This is a genomic window from Ruegeria sp. HKCCA4008 (assembly GCF_013033125.1).
Classification (GTDB): Bacteria; Pseudomonadota; Alphaproteobacteria; order Rhodobacterales; family Rhodobacteraceae; genus Ruegeria.
This window is the reverse complement of sequence record NZ_WQDM01000007.1, coordinates 154,554-172,579: the sequence shown is the minus strand read 5'-3', so window position 1 is coordinate 172,579 and position 18,026 is coordinate 154,554. Positions and strand designations below refer to the sequence as shown.

The following is an 18,026-nucleotide window of genomic DNA, read 5'->3' as shown; positions in this document are numbered from 1 at the left end:
TTTTTTTGAGTGTAAAGTTTGAACAAACAAATGTTGGAGGGATGGTATGGAAAAGACTCAGGACGCGAAGATTGTCGATCTCGCGATTAGATTGCTGTTTCTCGGGCTATTCCTTTACAGCGCTTTGGTAATGGTCGCCCCGCTGGCAAGCGTGGTCATCTGGGCGACGATCCTGTGCGTCGCACTCTATCCGGTTTTCGATTGGCTGCAGTCCAGGTTGGGCGGAAGAAAGAAGCTTGCGACGACGATACTGGTGTTGTTGGGCCTCGTTCTGACCTTGGGGCCGGTCGCGACAGCGGTATCCGGAGCAGCCGAACTTGGGTCTGGATTTGCAGAACAAGCTGACAACGGCGAGCTAAAAGTCCCACCGGCACCCGATGGCTTAAAGGAGCTGCCGCTGGTCGGAAACAAAATTGCTGAAGTCTGGGGCTTGTTTGAACGAAACCTTGACGGCGCGCTTGCCAAATACGGCGCGCAGATTCTTGAGATCACCAAATCACTGTTCGGAAAGGTGCTAAGCATCGGGCTTGGGCTCTTGGCGTTGGCCCTGTCCGTCTTGATCATGGGGGCTTTGTTCAGCCCTGGTCCAAGTCTGGTGCAAGGCCTGCAGCGCTTTGCCAACCGTGTCTTTGCGCCCCGTGGCGGTGAGTTCGTTACACTTGCCGGCGCTACGATCCGCAATGTGACAAAAGGTGTGATTGGCGTGGCTGCGATTCAGGCGGTCGTGGTTTGGATATTGTTGGCGCTGTTCGGAATTGGCTCGGCCGCCACGCTGGCGTTTATCTGTTTGATCCTCTCGATTATCCAGATCGGGCCCGGCTTGGTTCTTTTGCCAGTGATTATTTACGCCTGGAGCACCATGTCCGGCGGTGCCGCGTTGATCTTCACAATCCTGGCTATTCCCGTTGCGATAATGGACAGCTTCCTAAGGCCTGTATTCATCTCAAAAGGCCTCGAAACACCAATGCTGGTCATACTCATTGGTGTTCTTGGCGGCATGATGGCCTATGGCTTGATCGGCATTTTTATGGGACCTGTTCTGTTTGCCGTGTTTTATGAGCTGTTCAAGGTCTGGATCGACGCCCCTGCAGAAGCTGAAAGCGCGGCTGAAGGAGCCACGAAATGAGAAAGACGATTTGGACCACTTTGGCCGTCATTCTTGCTTTTCTTATCTGGTATCTTGTCGCTGACCGAAAAACGCCGTTTACCGGGAATGCCAGAGTAAAGGCCATTGCGACCCAGATCGTTCCACAGGTCACCGGTACAGTGACCGAAGTTCTTGTCGAAAACGGACAGATCGTCTCGGCAGGTGATATTCTGGTTCGGATCGACCCCAGGCCCTACGAAATTCAACGCAACAAGGCGGAAGCTGATCTAGAAGCGGCCACGCAGGAGGTGGGTGCATCCTCGGCAGAGGTAAGAGCCGCGCAAGCCAAACTGGCGCGGGCCCAGAGCGATCTGGACACAATACGCATTCAAACAGAGCGTGTTTTTGCGCTGGAAAGAAAGGGATTGATCGCCGTCTCAAAAGCCGACGATGCCCGAGGTCAACTGGCAGAGTCCGAGGCAAATTATGAGAACGCCAAAGCGGATCTTGAAAAAGCAAAGCAGAGGCTGGGTGACGACGGGATCGAAAATCCAAAAATTCAGCGCGCGTTAGCTGCCTTGGCGGATGCAGAGCTAAACCTGGAATGGACTGAACTGCGTGCTCCGGCGACGGGTGTCATATCCAATCTGTTGATCGCACCTGGTACGTATGCACGGTCCGGTCAGGACCTTTTGACGTTCCTGGATGCAACCGACATATGGATAGAGGCGTATTTTACGGAAAACAACCTAGGCCGGGCAGGGGTGGGTTCTCCTGTTGATGTCGTGTTGGATATGCACCCCGGTCAAATTATCCCGGGTGTCATTGAGAGCTTCAGCGCGGCTGTATCCTTGAGCGGTGGCGATGAACCTGGCCAGTTGGCCAGCCCGCCAAGTACCAAGGGGTTTCTGCGCGAACCAGAACGGTTTCCCGTTCGGATCGTGCTGCCGGGATATGAGGCCGGAAACGCCGAAGACGAACTGCGCTTCCAACTCAACGGGCAGGCCGACGTGATCATGTATTTGAGCGACAATTCCCTGCTGAATGTGGTCGGCCGGACCTATATCCGTTTAGTCTCAATACTATCCTATGCCTATTGAGGATCGAAAATCCGTTATCCGGCTTGCGCTGGGTGTGACCGGCGTTTTCGCCTTAGGCTTGTTTCTGGGGTGGCCGTTGGCGGTTGTGGGGGCAGTTTTCACCGCGCTGTTCCTACAAGCGCCCACCGCGCTGCCGTTGGCGGCATTCGCAAAGCTGTTTGTTTTCTCTATAGGATTGATGTTCATCTCATTCCTGTTGTCGTCCGTTTTCGCACCCTATCCCGTGGTATTCCTTATTCTGGTTGCCATCGGGATCATCCTGTCCTTCATGTGGTCAGTTTCAGGGGCCGGTGTTCTACCCGGTGTCATAGCACTCATGGGGGCGTTGATGATCCCGAACCTCGTTTTGCAATCGCAGGATCTGGCGCTTGTGCTTGTATTTTGGATACCGATTAACCTGCTATTTGCAGGTTTCGTATCCACGCTGATGTTTGTGATGATCCCAGCGGAACCTCAAACAGTCGCCCAAAAGAAAGCCGACGCGCCACCAGATTTTGACCGGTACCGGCGGATCGTCAGAATGTCGCTTGTGACGCTTCCATTTGCCATGGTGTTTTTTGTGTCCGGCGCTTCTGCTTTGTTGGTTCTGTTCTTTGTCGCTCTTTTGAGCCAGCAGTTGGCCGCCATGCCGTCGATGGGAAAAGCCGTCGCCAAAGCTATGCTTACGGCAAACCTGCTTGGGGCAGCGGTGTCGATCATCTGTTACGAGATAAACGTGATCGCACCGGTTATTCTGACGCCCATTTTATTATGTCTGTTTTTCTGCTTCACCCTGGGAGCGCTTGGGAAGTCTCAGGCCGCACTCGCGGCAGCAGCCGGTTCGGCGTTGACAACGGTTCTGATCGTTTACGGTGGGTCGGTTGCACCGTTTTCGGATGAAGCTGACGTCAAAAGTATCACGCGCGTTTTGCAAGTTGCAGGGGCCGCTTTCTTCGTGATTGTCGCTTATGTCATAGTGGACGAGTTCTGGCCGGAGAGGGAAATGCAAGTTTCATGAGTTGCCCAAAGTAAAGCTTTCAGGCGTCCACTCCAGCAACAAGAAGAATGTGCTTCGAAATCAGTGTTACTACCCAAGCGCGCGTCGACAACTCAGGTTAATCCCTTTCAGATTCAACACTGTTCTTCCGAATTTGGCAAACACGGTGCGCTTTTAGTGCCGGCGGAAACAAGGGGGCGATCGCATAAAACATCGACTGCCTAATCCGCAAAGTAGACGTTCAAGCAAAGCTCAGCGAAAGTCGGCAATGCGGACAAAGCGGACGCTCAATCGTTTGGCTTTCGCTCTGGTTTGTATTCTGGAAGCTTGGACAAGGCCGATTTCAACGCGTCGCCCCACACCTCGGAAATGGTGCGAAAATACTGATCGTCGGGTTCGAATCTGGACCGTGTGCCGCCTTCAAGACTGTCTTCATCGTAAAGAAGAAGGTCAAGCGGAGCTCCTACAGAAAGATTGGCCTTTATCGTGGAGTCGAAGCTGACAAGCAGGAGTTTCACAGTTTCCGCAAAGCTCATCTCCGGATCATAGGCGCGCACCAGAATTGGACGACCGTATTTCGTCTCTCCAATCTGAAAGAATGGAGTGTCAGCGCCAGCCTCGATAAAGTTGCCTTCGGGGTAGATCAGAAACAGGCGAGACGGGCCGCCTTTGATCTGGCCACCTAAAATGAGTGTCGCATGAAAGGCGCTGTCGGCTTGCTGACCGGATTGGGAATGCTGCTGTATGACGTCGTTCAACGTAGCTGCGACCAGTTGCGCGACTTGGAACATTGTCGGTGCTTCCAGTATGGACGGCGAGCGATCTTCTGGCGCTTTGGTCCGCTCTTCCAGAAGGCTTATGGTGGCCTGAGTAGTCGCAAGGTTTCCGGCCGTTAGGATAGTGATCGACCGATCGCCATCAACTGTCCAATTGAACATCTTGTTGAAGGTCGAAACATTATCGACGCCTGCATTCGTGCGCGTGTCGGACATGAACACCAACCCGCGATTCAGCCGCATACCCACAGCATAGGTCATCAAGTTCTCCGTTATTGCTGTGCGACCTGCAACTGCACTGTCAATTGCTCACCCGCTGCCCCAATTCTGTTCCCTATTACTGGGGCAGCTTGGGAATAGTCCAGACCGGTCGCGACGCGTACGTATCGATCGTCAGGAGAAATCCCGTTTGAAACGTCGAACCCGACCCACCCAAGCCCGTCCAAGTACACTTCGGCCCAGGCATGGGTCGCGTCCTGTAGTTCCGTTTCGTTCATCATCAGGTAACCCGATACATAGCGTGCCGGAACTCCGATCTGTCGTGCGCAGGCAATGAAAATATGCGCGTGGTCCTGACACACGCCGCACCCGGATTCGAGTGCGTCTTCTGCGCTCCAGCCCGGGTGCGAACTTCCAATCTCGTACACGACCTGAGTGCGAATGCTTTCGGAAAGGGCATGCATCTTTTCCAGCGGTTCGCCTTTGGGCAACGCGCCTATCACTTCGGCAACCCCTTTCCCCGGCGTTGTCTGCGGGGTGCTCCTTTTGAATAACCATAATGGAGTCGACCCTTCGTGACGCCCGAGGACGCCATGTGTGTCTTCCACTTCTACAACGCCTTCTGAAATCAACAAGATGCTTTGGGTGTTTACGTCGAAACTGATCAATTCCACGGTGTTGCGGTGGTAGTCTTCAAAAGTCAGTTCTTTGCGCCCGCCAGTGATTTGGGTGCTCCAACTTACAATGTTCTGGTTGCGAAATGACTTTGGTGTCTTTCTCAGCTGTTGCAGCCCGAAGGGAACGGGTGCATCGAAATCGTATCGTGTCTCGTGTCGAATGTGCAGTTTCATTGGCTACTCGTAGAACCTGTAATCAACCTCGATCTGTCGACTTAAGCTGCCGAGATCTGTCAGAAAATCCTGAATGTACTCATGCAGACCGATTTCGAAGATTTCAGAGATTTTTTGATCCAGGTATTTCTCGTAGAGGCCATTCGAGGCCTCGCAGGAAGGCCCGGCAAAGCCATAGTCTTTCTTTAGGTAAGAAAGGTTTTCTTGAATTTTTCTGCAGCAAAAGTGAAGGCTGCGCGGCATTCGCTGATCCAAGATCAAAAACTGTGCGATATCAGACGGCTGGGTTTTCTCACCGTGGGTCATTCGATATCCTCCGCCAGCGCCGACGGAACGGAGAATGCTTTCCCATTGGATGTTGTCCAGTGATGAGCCAACTGAGAAAGCTGTGGGCAGAAGAACGTAGTATTTCACGTCCAGAATGCGTCCGGTATTGTCGGCTCGTTCGACGAACGTACCAATGCGGGTGAAGTCGAAAATGTCATTGCGTAGCATCGTGCCCAATGTAGCGCCACGAACCAGAGCTGCCTGTTGGCGAATAAGCTCCAGCGTCGCAGGCAGGTCCCGCTCATTCACGCGGCGCTTCATGACATCATCAATCTGCATCCAGGTAGAGTTTACTGCGCTCCAAACATCGTGTGTCAGTGCGGTTCGAACAAGACGCGCATTGTCTCTTGCCTGCTTGATGACTGATTTGATCGAGGATGGATTATCCGCATCACGCATCATCCAATCCACCGCGTTGTCTTTCGAAACATCATCGTATTTGGCGTGGTACCCATCCAGAACGCCGGCCGTTTTCAGAACAGAACCCCATTCTTCGGTCGAATTCTTGGTGCGGGTCAACGCCATCCGCTGACCTGTTTCAAGCAGCCTGGCCGTGTTTTCCGCTCGTTCCAGGTAGCGGGACATCCAAAACAACCCACCAGCAGTTTTTCCCAGCATGGTCAGTCCTCCAGAACCCAGGTGTCTTTGGTTCCACCGCCCTGACTCGAGTTTACGACCAATGACCCCTTTTTAAGTGCCACGCGGGTCAGGCCGCCGGGAGTGATCTTGATCCCCTCAGGCGACACTAATACGAAAGGCCGCAGATCGACATGTCTGGGGGCCAGCCCCGAGCGCGCGAAGATCGGAACGGTTGAAAGCGACAGTGTCGGCTGAGCAATATAGTTCGCTGGCCGCGCTTTGAGCTTGTCGCGGAAAGCTGAAATCTCTTTCTTGCTGGCGGTCGGGCCGATCAACATCCCGTAGCCGCCAGACCCGTGCACTTCTTTCACAACAAGGTCGGAAAGATTGTCCAGTACGTAGGACAGAGATTCGGGATCGCTGCAACGCCACGTGGGAACATTTTGAAGCAGGGGCTTCTCACCCGTGTAGAATTCAACGATTTCAGGCATGTATGAATAGATCGCCTTGTCATCGGCTATGCCTGTTCCCGGGGCGTTCGCAATCGTGATACCGCCAGCGCGATAAACGTCCAGAATACCCGGCACGCCCAATGCGCTGTCGGGGTTGAAATTCAACGGGTCCAGAAAGTCGTCATCCACTCTGCGATAGAGAACGTCGATGGGTTTATAACCTCTGGTGGTGCGCATGCAGACACGCCCGTTTACAACCCGCAAGTCGTGACCTTCAACCAATTCCACGGCCATCTGATCTGCCAAGAAGGCGTGCTCGTAGTAGGCTGAATTGTAGATGCCAGGCGTCAACACGGCGACAGTGGGTTCTCCTTCGGCGCAAGCTGGCGCGCATGCAGCCAAGGACCGTCTTAAACTACGCGGGTAATCGGAAACATTCCGGACATTTGTGGCGCTAAACAGTTCCGGGAACATTTTGAGCATCGTTTCCCGGTTCTCGAGCATATAGCTCACACCGGACGGCGTACGCGCATTGTCTTCCAGCACAAAAAACTCGTCCGGCCCGGTTCGCACCAAATCAACACCGACTATGTGCGTATAGACCTTACCAGGTGGCGTGATGCCCAACATCTGCGGCAGGAACGCTTCGTTTGCGGCGATCATCTCAGCCGGCACACGGCCAGCGCGAACAATTTCCTGACGGTGGTATATGTCATGAAGAAACGCGTTGATTGCCCGAACTCGCTGTTCGATACCTCGTTCCAGCCGCTGCCACTCTCGTGCCGAAATGACACGCGGTACGATATCAAACGGTATCAGTCGTTCTTCTGCCTCTGCTTTGCCGTAAACATTAAAGGTGATGCCCGTCAGCCTAAAAACTTCTTCGGCTTCACGCTGTTTCGCCCTCAGCCGTGATACGTCTTCAGCATTGAACCAGCGGCCGATCTCTTCATATGGACCTCTGAGTGATCCATCGCCGTTGAACATTTCATCAAAATACTCACTCATGTGTTAAGTTTCACGCTCAAATCAGAATTTTCAAGTCGTTCAGGCTCGATTTGATACTGTCGTCGTAAGTAACGTCTAATTTTCAGGCGAATTGAATATCGTGGTGATCCTAACAACGTGGCGTTATTCGCGTTTCCAGCTGTTGAAGTACCACGCTGCGAACGGGCAAATGAAGCCTATAGATATTGCCAATTTTCTGTGAAGGATGACCGGCCAAACTCGGATAGAGAGCGTTAAGTTCGCGCCAAGACGCCACGAACTCCTCCAATGGCTTCATCAATCAGCCTAGCCATTTTGAGTAGTCGCTGACCAGAAGATGTGTCGGCGCGACGTCCTCCTGAACCTCGGCAAATCGGCCAATTGGGTCGCGAAAAACATTGTCGGTCTCGTCGTCATTGACGGTCGAGACCTCGCCGATCAGCACATCGCCACCTTCGCCCCAAAACGCGTGCCAATCACCAGGGCGAAGGGTGACGCTTTCACCGGGGGCCAGGCGCAGTTTCTCGCCCGGGCCGTAGTCGCGGCGGATACCATCCAGCCAGACTACGCCGCCGCGATCCTCTGCAAAACCTCCGGCATCATCCGAGCCGAAAAGCTCGACCACTAGGGTCGCGCCACCACGGTTGATGATATCTTCTGCCTTCAGAACATGCGTGTGCATCGGCGAAAGCTGATCCTGCCGTGAAATCAACAGCTTCTCAGCGTAACACATGCCGCCGCCTTTCGCCAAGTCGCTCTGCAGACCGTTGCGCAGAGTGAAAAGAAACAGGCCCATCCGATCAAAATCACCGTCGCCGTAATCAGTGATATCCCAACCGCAACGCGCGTCAATCACGTGACGGGCATCGCTTTCACGAGCCTTAAATTCTTCCGGCGTCCAATAGGCAAACGGCGGCAATGTGAAACCGTGAGAGCGTATTAACTCATCTGCTTGAGCCATAATCTCGTTGATGCGCGAACGTTTCATGCGGGCACTTTTTGAATCTTGAGAATTTCAATCACCATTGCAGCTGTCCAAGTGAAATCTCCACCCCCACACGGTTCACCGCTAATGGGATCATAGTATTCCGCAAAGCCGCTTTTCTCAATGAGGCGTAAGCTGCCAGCAAGGATACGTTGTGCCATTGCTTCCTGTCCTGATTGGATAAGACCTTCGGCAATCATATAGTTCACGACCAGCCATGTCGGTCCACGCCAATAGCGTTTACTGTCAAAGGCGTCATCTGCCGGGTCGTGGCTTGGCACCAGATAATCGCATCGCTCGGACAGCAAGGCGATCCTTCGCACCAGGGCTTCGGCGCGCTCGGGAGGCACCTCAGCAATTGCCGCAAGTAACCCGCCGACCGTTGGCGTGTCTTGCAGAACTCCGGCGGCGCGGTTGTAACACGTGTATTGTCCAAGATTTGCATTCCATAAGCTTTCCAACGCTTCACGGCCCTTGGTGGCCATTTCGCGCGCTTCAGAGGCCATGGCAGGAACACCCAAAATCTCCGCTAATTCCGCAACATCGTCACAAGACCGAATAAGGATGGCATTGAACCCCGGGTCAACCAATCGGAAAGGCGAGGCGTCATGTAGTTTTGTGTTATCCCATCGCAATCCGCGGAAGTGTTCCACCAACCAGATATACCTTTGGTACTGATCATCTGTCGGGCGATGATCGGGATTGGCATGAGTTGTATCGCGTCGCGTGAACGGTGCTATGCCCTCAGTCGGTACAGCATCCAGCCCTTCGTCCCAGTCCACCGAGTTGTCTCGCCCGGATTCCCACGGGTGAATGATGGCCACCAGCCCGGTGTTTTCTGGGTCGCGGTTGCGGTAGAACCACTGATGCCATGCGTGGACCTTGGGCAGAAGTTCAGCAAGCCGCGTCCGGGCGGCGGCTTTGTCTTCGGCGCGATTATAGAGTTTGCGCAGGGCAAGTCCCGCAACCGCCGGCTGGGTGATACCGGTCGTCGGTACAGATTGGCCGGTTTGCCAGACGTCAGGACCGGGGAAATAGCCGTCATCGGGTTCGTGAAATACGATATGGGGCACCATACCGTCTTCCCATTGATGGGCCATTAGGGTCTCGACCTCGACCCAAGCCCTGTCCATGTCAAAATGCGAAAAGCCTAGCGCAGACAATGCGCTATCCCAGTTCCACTGAAAGGGATAGAGACCGTGGGTAGGCACGGTATAACTGCCACGGTCGTTGCCTTCCATTACTTTGCAGGCCTGATCGATCAGCGCTTGGCTCATCGTGGTTCTCCTTTACGCAACGGCCAGAGTTGTTTTGGGGTCAAACCAGCGTCCGCGACCCTCTTGCGGGGCCAAGGTGAGTACGTCACCGGGTTTCACGTCGAGCTCACTATCCAGCACAGCGCGGAATTGGTGCCCGTCCACTTCGCAAGTCACCAGCAAGTGCGCGCCCAGAGGCTCCACAACTTTGGCCCGCGCTCCGAAACCCTGATCTGCAATGCGCAGATCTTCCGGTCGAATCGCCCATTTCAGCTCTTTGCCGTTTGCCGGCCCGTCAAAGTTTTGCCCGGCCACATTCCAGCGCCCGGAACCCGCTGCTTCGGCAGGAAGGAAGTTCATTGGCGGATTGCCGATAAAGCTGGCCACAAACTCGGCCGCAGGATCCCGGTACACCTCGATAGGCGAGGCGGCCTGAACTATTTTGCCCTGATGCATGACGCTGATCCGGTCAGCCATGGACATGGCTTCGACCTGATCGTGGGTCACGTAGATTGCCGTGGTTTTACTTTCAGCCAGAACACCCTTCAGCTCGGCCCGCATCTCCATCCGCAACAATGCGTCAAGGTTAGACAGCGGCTCGTCCATCAGGATCACATCCGGTTCCATCGCCAACGCACGGGCAACGGCGACCCGTTGGCGCTGTCCACCCGAAAGCTCGCCCGAATAGCGCTTCAGAAGCTGCTCGATATGCATCAACCCAGCGGTGCGTTCGACCCGACGTTTGACTTCCTCATCGGGCAGTTTCTGCATCCGCAGACCAAAGCCGATATTTTCGAACACCGTCAGATGCGGGAACACCGCGTAATTCTGGAACACCATCGAGATACCGCGATCCTTTGGCGACAGGTGATCCACCCGGCGGCCACCGATCCAGACCTCGCCGGTGGTCGCTGTCTCGAGCCCGGCAATGATACGCAATAGCGTGGACTTGCCGCAGCCCGAAGCACCCAAAAGCACCATGAATTCCTGATCTGAGATGGTCAGGTTGATGTCGTGCAGAGCCTGGTAGGACCCAAAGTTCTTGGCGATGTTTTTGATCTGTATTTCAGCCATAACAGTTTCCTTTCAGCCACCGCTCAGCGGTTGGCAATACCCCACATGGCAAAGAGATATTTGCGCACGGCGAAGATGAAAATCAGTGCAGGCACCACGAGAATGAACCCGCCTGCAAATTTCAGATGCAGCGGTGCTTCGCCCAGGGTCTGCAACAAGAACGCGGGAAGCGTCCGGTTTTCGATGGTCAGAACGGCGGCTGCGAAAACCTCGTTCCACGAGATTACGAAGGCAAAGATAGCCGAGGCCGTGATCCCCGGGAGGACCAACGGCAGGATCACCTTGGTAAAGGCGGTCAGCCGCGTGCAGCCCAATGTCCAGGCCGCTTCTTCCAGCTCAAGCGGAATGCCTGAGAATAGCGAAAAGGTTATGAGCACCGCAAAGGGGATTGCCAGTGTGGTGTGGACAAGGGCCAGACCGAAGGCTGTGTCATCCAGACCCGTGCGGATAAAGAGAACCGCCAGAGGCAACGCCAGCAGTGGCAGTGGGAAAGCCCGTGTCAGCAGGATCAACAGGCGGAACAGTTCCTTCCCCCGGAAGTCGAACCGTGACAGGGCGTACCCAGCCGGGGCTCCGATCGCGATGGACATCACCATCGTCATCAAAGCAACCACAACTGAATTCCACAGTGCCGCCAGCATTCCCTGGAACCCCGCAAAGAATTCCAAGGATCCCATGTCAAATTCCGGGAGGAAGCTCTTGGGGAAGCTGTTCACAGTATCCGGTGAGGACATCGTGTTCACAAACAATAGGTAGAGCGGGACGATCACCCAGGCGCACAGCAGGATAACCCCGGCCCGGTAAAGCCCCTTCCCCGCCTTACGTGCGTCGGGGGCAACTACGTCTGCAACAGCCGTCATATCGTGGCTCCTTTCGGGACGCGCAAGGCGCGCATAATGATCAGAGTGAAGACGATTGAGATAATCAGAACGATGATCGCGAGTGCTGCTGCTGCACCGCCATTTTGCAGATCAAACTGATAGGCGTAGATCTCGCCCATAAGCACCGGGAAAATCGTGCCCCCAAGGGCGGCGACCACGGCAAAAACCTCAAAGGCAAGGATGACGCGCAGGACCAGGGCCGTTTGCAGCGATGGGCGCAAAAGTGGCAGGGTGATCCGCGTGAATTGCTTCCAGCGCGAGGCTCCAAACACGTCTGCGGCCTCGTAGTATTCCTTGGGTATCAAGCCGATGCCTGCGACAAGGATCACAAGCATAATCGCGGTTGCGCGCCAAATCTCGGCCAGCATAATCGCAAGGAATACAATCCAGGGGGTCTGATAGCTCAGCAAACTCACAGGTTGGTCAGTGACACCCAATCCCACCATCATCGAATTCAGGAAGCCTGACTGCTCGAAGATTGCCAACCAGATGATACCAGCTGCAAGGTCCGAAATGCCCAGCGGGATGGTCCAAATGTACAGAACCAGATCGCGTCCCCTTTGCATCTTCGTGACCATTGTGGCCATCAGAAGCGAAAGGGCCAACTGGATCGGCACCACAGCCGCTGCCAGAAGAAAAGTGTTCTTCATTGAAATCGGGAACTTCCAGTAGTTCACAACCTCGCGAAAGTTATCCAGTGAGAAACCGCTCTCGGTTCCAAAAGCCTGCTGCGCCACCAACGCAAACGGGTAAAGAAAGAACAGGCAGAGAAACAGAGTCACCGGGAGGATCAGAAGGTATGGCAATAGCCGCGCTTCCATCGGACCGCTCCTTCAAGTTGGGAAAATGCTGGGGAGCCGGGCCGCTATTTCAGCGGCCCGACCGTTGGAAGGTCTTACTCGACCGGGCACGCGCCTTCCGAAGGCGCATCAGGTGCCCAGCAGGGCGCGCCGGTTTCAGTCATGATTTTTTCAAGCTGTTTCTTCTGATCATCCAGGACCTGCTCGATGGGCTGGCCAGCCAGAACAATGCGTTCAAACGTATCTACGTAGACACGATTGAAATCACCGCCCATGCTGCCCAGACCTGCGGGCAACAATCCAGGATTGGCATCTGCCGAACCGCTCATCTTGGCAACGGCTTCACCGGCAGCTTTTACCGAAGGCGGCAAATCGTCTGGCAACTCGACGTCAACTACAGGAAAGAAGTTAGTGGCTCTCAGAGTTGCGATCTGCGTCTCTGGCTGCATCAAATAAGTTACCAGAGCTTTGGCACCTTCTGCATCCGGCGCGGTGCGCGGGATGGCAACACCTGCCAGAACAGGCATGAAGCCACGGCCGGTCGGACCTGCGGGTGCCGGGAAGGCGACGAAATCATCGGGGCGCTCATTGAATGCCTGCGCCAGGCGCGAGGTGTGATCGAAGACGATCCACGCATCTCCGTTCAATAGCTGTTCCTGCATAAACGAGAAGTTGGTTGATGCAGGGTTCGTATGGCTCCAAAGCTCTTTGAATTTCTCCCATGCGGTCACAGCCTCGGGCGAAGCAAACGTTCGCACGACACCGTTAGTGTAGGACGGGTAAAGATAGCCTTGGAAGAATCGGTGTTTCAGCCCTTTGGGCCCAGCCGGAAAACCGAATTTCTTCTGACCAGTCGCTTGTTCGACATTGGCTGTCCATGCGATCAACTGGTCATAGGTCAGCGCGTCAATGTCTGCACCTTCTGGCAGGTATTGCAGCGCTTCCTTGTTGGCGGCCATGATATAGCTCGCTTGCATCCACGGCATGTATTGCAGGCTGTCCGTTCCCAGCTCAGCCAGATCGTTGAAAGTGTCCGACGCCGACATCACACCCAGATCGCTGAGATCCATCAGATCATCGGGGTTCATTGCCGAGAAGTTGCCGTGCAAAGAGCCCAGCAGATCAATACTACCCGAGCCCGCCTGCAACTCGGCTTGGAGCCGGGTCAACCAAGGGCCATCTTCGTTTGGCTGGTAATCAACTTCGCCATCAAATCCACCAAGCACCTCGGCCCGCATGGCTTGCGCCTCTTCAGCAGGACGGGCTTGGGTCGACCAGAACAGAGTTTCGGCTTGTACGGCAGCTGCGCCAACAAGAATAGCCAAACCTGATACGGCACCCGCAAGTTTCGAATGAATGGACATGTTTTCCTCCGTTTGTCTGAGGCTGGCCAAATTCTGGCAACCTCCCTCCCTCGCCGACAATCTTGGATCAGTCTATGGCGAATGTTTGCACTATGATATATCGTTTTATCATGAGTCAAGTCGGATGACCCGTTAATATTTCCATATTTTACTTGAAGTATTCGATTTAGACTGCAAAATAGACAAAACGTTATATCTGTAAAAACTCATCAATGGCGAAGAAACCCACCCTTTCCAGCGTTGCCAAAGAAGCTGGCGTGTCAGTTCCAACTGTTAGTCAGGTCTTGCGCGACACAGGTCGAATTTCAGAAAAAACGCGTCAAAAAGTTTTGAGCGCGGCTAAGCGGCTTCGATACGTCCCAAATCACGCTGCGGCCACAATGCGATCGGGCGACAATCGCGAAATCGGCTTTATCCTTAACAAGTTGGCAAACCCGTTCAACGCAGAGGTCGTTAGCGGCGCTGTTAACCTGCTGGAGGCTGAGGGCTTCATGGTTTCGGTGCTCGATGCTCAAGGAGACCTTCAGCGCCAGGACCGCCTTTTGGAAGCCTGCATCAGATTTGGTCGACGTGGTCTGATTTGGGTTCCGGCACTCAACACCAGCGGGGACGCCATGGGGCTTCTGGATGCCCACGGTGTTCCTGCTGTCACATTCATGCGAAAGGTGTCTCAGTCTCTGGATCACGTTGGTGTTCTAAACAAAGAGGCCCTCGTGCAGGCCACACAACACTTGATTGATTTAGGGCACAGGCACATCGCCTACTTAGGCGGAACCGAACAAACGTCTGTGCGCGAAGAGCGCATCGCCGGTTATCTGAGTGCCTTGGAGAAATTGGGCGGCGTGCATCCGGTTATCTGGCCATGCGAAGAAACCAAACGCTCTGGTGTTGAAGCAATCACCGCACTTCGTCAGCGACACCCTGAGGTAACAGGCGTTGTTTGCAATGGCGATGTTGTTGCACTTGGGGCATGCTTTGGCTTGATCCAATCCAATTTGAAACCCGGGCGTGACTTTTCAGTAGTAGGCTTCGACGATATCGAAGATGCCGCTGTCTCGACACCTGGCCTCACAACAATGGCGATCAACCCAAAAAAATTGGGTACGCGATTGGCCGAGATCCTTCTGGACCGCATGCGAACACCTGAAATGCCAGTTCGCCATTTCGAGTATTCTGCAACCCTTACAATTCGAGGAACATCAGGGGCAGCCTCTGACCAATAAAGTGTAAGTCTCGGCTGCTGTTCGCGTCCATTCCGGGTAACGCACTGTACTGTCCGTCTTGCTATGGCCAAGCAACAGTTGGACAAAACGCAAAGTACCCGTTTTCTGATAGATCAACTGAATCAACGCCGCTTTGGTGCGTCTGAGTGAATGGGTTCTCTGGCCTGATGACGCTCATCCAATCGCTTACACCTACTCTCGGACAAGCTTAGCGTATTGGCTCCGGGCCCAAGCTTCGACACCGCACCGACGAACACATTATCCACTGCCATGATTGATCAACCGGTCTGCGGACGATGAAGTCGTCAGCTTGAGCTGATTGCCGCAAGGGGTCGTCTGCGAGGCGCGTGCCTGTGATCATGTTTTCGTTGGTTTTCCAGATGTGCTGTCTTTTTGACTGACCGCCAGAACTTCTTCAAACTCTTGTAAGGGTGCTCAGGATCGGCCGCAGGGAACAGCCACGGGCATTGTGGGGCTCTCTCTTCTTGCGTTTTCGATGACAGCGTGATGGCCGGCGAGGACAAAGGCAGATGCTTGCGCCGCGTCTGTGAGATGGCGGGAAAGCCCCGAAAGCGCCGGACATCCGGCGACCCGATCTGGCCCGCGTTCTGCAACGGGCAGAAAAACCGCGCCGAAAACCGCAGCGGGTGTCAGCCACGCTGCGGCTTTGATCGGGATGCGAAGCACCTAAACCTCGACTTCGACCTTGCCGATCGGGTTCGAGCAGCAGGCCAGAATGTACCCCGCGTCGATGTCGTCTTCCGAGATCCCTCCGTTGTGGACCATATGGACCTCTCCGGCAGTTTTCTTGACCTTGCAGGTACCGCACACGCCGAAGGTACAGCCTGACGGAATGTTCAGGCCAACCGAGCGGGCGGCGGCAAGCACCGTGTCGGTCTCGGCAACCTTGGCCGTCACGCCCGAGGTCGCGAACAGGATCTCGGCGCTGCTGTCGTCGTCCAGAACAACGTCATCCAACTCGGGCTGATCCGCCTCGGTTTCCACCGGCGCGCCGAAGCTTTCCTGATGGTAGTTGTTCATATCAAAACCAAGACCGGCCAGCGCGTCGCGCACCGCTTGCATGAAGGGCTCAGGACCGCAGCAATAGACTTCGCGCTCAAGGTAATCCGGCGCCATCAGGCCCAGCATCAATTGGTTGAACTGACCCTGATATCCCGTCCATGGGCGGTAGCGGTCCGGCTCTTCCACCACGAACTTCAGGTCCAAACCATCCGTGCGGCTGGCCATCTGTTCCAAGCGCTGGCGGAAGATGATCTCGGATGGCCTTTTGGCGCAGTTGATGAAGACAACGTCCAGATCGCGGCTTTCGTCCCACATGCAGGTGGTCATCGACATCATCGGCGTGATGCCCGAGCCAGCCGAGATAAACAGGAACTTGCGCGCATCGCTCAATGCGTTGGTGAACAGGCCCGCAGGCCCAATGGCCTTGATCCGCATGCCGGGTTGAAGATTGTCCAGCATCCAGCGCGTGCCGATACTGTCGGGTTGCGCTTTGGCGGTGATGGTGATCGACCGCGGCCGCGACGGCGACGATGAGATCGTGTAGGTGCGATGCACAACGCCTCCGGGCTGGCCGGGCGCCGGAATCTCGAGCGTCAGGAACTGACCGGGGTGATAGGCGAACTGCGCCCCCGAGGGGGCACGGAACGAAAAGCTGGCAGTGTTCGGCATCTCGGGCACGACCGAGACACATTCCAGCATCTCTCCATCCTGCCAGACGGCTGATGAAAGCGTGTTCAGGTCTTTCATCAGACTTACTCCGCCGCCATGGAGTCAGGGGACAGGCGGGCCGACACTGTGTTGCAATACCAATCCACGAATTGCAGCACGCCGGATTCCTGAATGGCTGAATACGGGCCGGGCACATAGGCCGGGCTGTTGATGCCCTGCTGGTTGTCCTCGACCACCTGACGGTCTTCGTCATTCGTGGCGACCCAGACTTCGGTCAGACGTTTCACGTCATAGTCAACGCCTTCAACGGCATCCTTGTTGACCAGCCATTTGGTCGTGACCTCGGTCTCTGTCGGGCTGATCGGCGTGACGCGGAAAACAATCGAGTGATCGGCAAGAAAGTGGTTCCACGTGGTCGGATAGTGGAATTTCAAAAGCGATCCCGCATCCGCAAAGGGCGACCGGCCCAACCAGCGGCGCACGGCGGATTTCCCGTCCATCGTATAGCTCTCGGCCCCTTCTTTCAGCGGCATCCGCGCCAGACGATATTGGCCGTCCTCGTGCAGATAGAACTGCGACGGCATGCCGGCAGCCTGGCACCTGTCGAAATGGGCTTGCATATAGGCAGGGGTTTCACCGCCTTCGATCCCCGTCACGCCCGGATCATCAGGGAAGGTCCGGCACAGCGCAGGGTGGTTGCCGCCGCAGTGATAGCACTCGCGATTGTTTTCCCAGACCAGCTTCCAGTTGCCGTTCTCGATGATCGTGCTTTCGAAGGCGACCTTGGCATTCGCAAGATCATGCGGCTCAAGATACGGGCGCGCGATATTGGCGAACGTGTCAAAATCCGGGGCGACATCCGCCAGACAGATGTAAACCAGCCCGGCAAGCTCGCGGCAATGAACCGTCTTCAAACCATGCTGTCTGGGATCAAACTCCGGCCCCATGTCGCGGGCCCACAGCAAAGAGCCGTCAAGCTCGTAGGTCCATTGGTGATACGGGCAAACCAGCTTCGGCGCGTTGCCTTTTGCCGCCTTGCATATGATCGAGCCGCGATGGCGGCAGGTGTTGTGAAACGCCCGGATCTGGTTGTCGGCGCCGCGCACGATGATCACGCGATAGGCACCCACGTTGTACGTTACATAGTCGCCGGCTTTCACCAGTTCACAGGCCGGAATGGCAAAGAGCCATTCGCGATAGTGGATGGTTTCCAGGTCGGTCTGAAATATCTCGGGGTCGGTGTAAAAGGCCCGTTCCAGAGCATAGCCCGGGATTCGACGCGCCAACAGGTTTTGGACATTGTTCACTTCTGGCTCTCCTGCCGCGCCCCGCGGCATTGCTTGGGCAGATGACAGGGAGGAACCGTCCGGAGGCGCGCGAGGACCACGTCCGAAACC

16 protein-coding genes and 1 pseudogene are annotated in these 18,026 nt (G+C 55.2%); 4 read left to right on the top strand and 13 right to left on the bottom strand.

Annotated features, from left to right (window positions below):
* Nucleotides 1-46: 46 nt before the first annotated feature.
* The 3 genes from GOW60_RS15810 to GOW60_RS15800 are packed head-to-tail and all read left to right on the top strand — an operon-like array spanning nt 47 to nt 3,184.
* A complete protein-coding gene (locus tag GOW60_RS15810) occupies nt 47-1,126 on the top strand; it encodes an AI-2E family transporter (protein WP_171230012.1) in 1,080 nt (359 codons plus the stop codon).
* Nucleotides 1,123-2,187, top strand: a complete 1,065-nt coding sequence (locus tag GOW60_RS15805; RefSeq protein ID WP_171230011.1) for an HlyD family secretion protein — start codon at nt 1,123-1,125, stop codon at nt 2,185-2,187. The genes GOW60_RS15810 and GOW60_RS15805 overlap by 4 nt, the downstream gene beginning before the upstream one ends.
* The gene (locus GOW60_RS15800) at nt 2,177-3,184 is read left to right on the top strand and encodes a DUF2955 domain-containing protein (protein WP_171230010.1); all 1,008 of its coding nucleotides are present in this window, start codon (nt 2,177-2,179) and stop codon (nt 3,182-3,184) included. Before GOW60_RS15805 ends, GOW60_RS15800 begins: the two co-directional genes overlap by 11 nt.
* 266 nt (nt 3,185-3,450) lie before the next feature.
* Here GOW60_RS15800 and GOW60_RS15795 read toward each other — a convergent pair whose 3' ends face one another.
* From GOW60_RS15795 to GOW60_RS15750, 10 genes are all read right to left on the bottom strand, one after another.
* Nucleotides 3,451-4,200, bottom strand: coding sequence for a proteasome-type protease (locus GOW60_RS15795; protein ID WP_171230009.1), 750 nt, complete (start codon nt 4,198-4,200; stop codon nt 3,451-3,453).
* Nucleotides 4,201-4,211: 11 nt separating this feature from the next.
* Nucleotides 4,212-5,009, bottom strand: a complete 798-nt coding sequence (locus GOW60_RS15790) for a transglutaminase family protein (RefSeq protein ID WP_171230008.1) — start codon at nt 5,007-5,009, stop codon at nt 4,212-4,214.
* A gap of 3 nt (nt 5,010-5,012) precedes the next feature.
* The gene (locus GOW60_RS15785) at nt 5,013-5,954 is read right to left on the bottom strand and encodes an alpha-E domain-containing protein (RefSeq protein ID WP_171230007.1); all 942 of its coding nucleotides are present in this window, start codon (nt 5,952-5,954) and stop codon (nt 5,013-5,015) included.
* A 2-nt stretch (nt 5,955-5,956) separates the two neighbouring features.
* Nucleotides 5,957-7,375 carry a circularly permuted type 2 ATP-grasp protein gene (locus tag GOW60_RS15780; protein ID WP_171172167.1) on the bottom strand — a complete coding sequence of 473 codons (1,419 nt, stop codon included), beginning with the start codon at nt 7,373-7,375 and terminating at the stop codon, nt 5,957-5,959.
* 280 nt (nt 7,376-7,655) lie between these two features.
* Entirely contained in the window at nt 7,656-8,342 is a 687-nt protein-coding gene (locus GOW60_RS15775) for a D-lyxose/D-mannose family sugar isomerase (protein WP_171230006.1), read from the bottom strand.
* Nucleotides 8,339-9,616 (bottom strand): amylo-alpha-1,6-glucosidase, encoded by a 1,278-nt coding sequence (locus GOW60_RS15770; protein ID WP_171230005.1) that lies wholly within the window; start codon nt 9,614-9,616, stop codon nt 8,339-8,341. Before GOW60_RS15770 ends, GOW60_RS15775 begins: the two co-directional genes overlap by 4 nt.
* Before the next feature lie 12 nt (nt 9,617-9,628).
* Nucleotides 9,629-10,669 carry an ABC transporter ATP-binding protein gene (locus GOW60_RS15765; protein ID WP_171230004.1) on the bottom strand — a complete coding sequence of 347 codons (1,041 nt, stop codon included), beginning with the start codon at nt 10,667-10,669 and terminating at the stop codon, nt 9,629-9,631.
* A 23-nt stretch (nt 10,670-10,692) separates the two neighbouring features.
* Nucleotides 10,693-11,529 carry a carbohydrate ABC transporter permease gene (locus GOW60_RS15760; protein ID WP_152459493.1) on the bottom strand — a complete coding sequence of 279 codons (837 nt, stop codon included), beginning with the start codon at nt 11,527-11,529 and terminating at the stop codon, nt 10,693-10,695.
* Nucleotides 11,526-12,371 carry a carbohydrate ABC transporter permease gene (locus GOW60_RS15755; protein WP_152459492.1) on the bottom strand — a complete coding sequence of 282 codons (846 nt, stop codon included), beginning with the start codon at nt 12,369-12,371 and terminating at the stop codon, nt 11,526-11,528. Before GOW60_RS15755 ends, GOW60_RS15760 begins: the two co-directional genes overlap by 4 nt.
* A 74-nt stretch (nt 12,372-12,445) precedes the next feature.
* On the bottom strand, nt 12,446-13,714 hold the full coding sequence (locus GOW60_RS15750; RefSeq protein ID WP_171230003.1) for an ABC transporter substrate-binding protein: 1,269 nt from the start codon (nt 13,712-13,714) through the stop codon (nt 12,446-12,448).
* 212 nt (nt 13,715-13,926) lie between these two features.
* On the opposite strand from GOW60_RS15750, the gene GOW60_RS15745 reads away from it, so the two are divergent.
* The gene (locus GOW60_RS15745; RefSeq protein ID WP_152459490.1) at nt 13,927-14,937 is read left to right on the top strand and encodes a LacI family DNA-binding transcriptional regulator; all 1,011 of its coding nucleotides are present in this window, start codon (nt 13,927-13,929) and stop codon (nt 14,935-14,937) included.
* Here the strand turns inward: GOW60_RS15745 and GOW60_RS21180 are convergent.
* From GOW60_RS21180 to GOW60_RS15735, 3 genes and pseudogenes are all read right to left on the bottom strand, one after another.
* A pseudogene (locus GOW60_RS21180) lies at nt 14,914-15,105 on the bottom strand (hypothetical protein); the annotation flags it as partial. The gene GOW60_RS15745 and the pseudogene GOW60_RS21180 sit on opposite strands and share 24 nt — an antisense overlap.
* A gap of 519 nt (nt 15,106-15,624) precedes the next feature.
* Complete coding sequence (locus GOW60_RS15740; RefSeq protein WP_171230002.1) at nt 15,625-16,707, bottom strand: hybrid-cluster NAD(P)-dependent oxidoreductase; 1,083 nt, start codon at nt 16,705-16,707, stop codon at nt 15,625-15,627.
* Nucleotides 16,708-16,712: 5 nt separating this feature from the next.
* On the bottom strand, nt 16,713-17,966 hold the full coding sequence (locus GOW60_RS15735) for an aromatic ring-hydroxylating dioxygenase subunit alpha (RefSeq protein ID WP_171230001.1): 1,254 nt from the start codon (nt 17,964-17,966) through the stop codon (nt 16,713-16,715).
* Between the last annotated feature and the right edge of the window lie 60 nt (nt 17,967-18,026).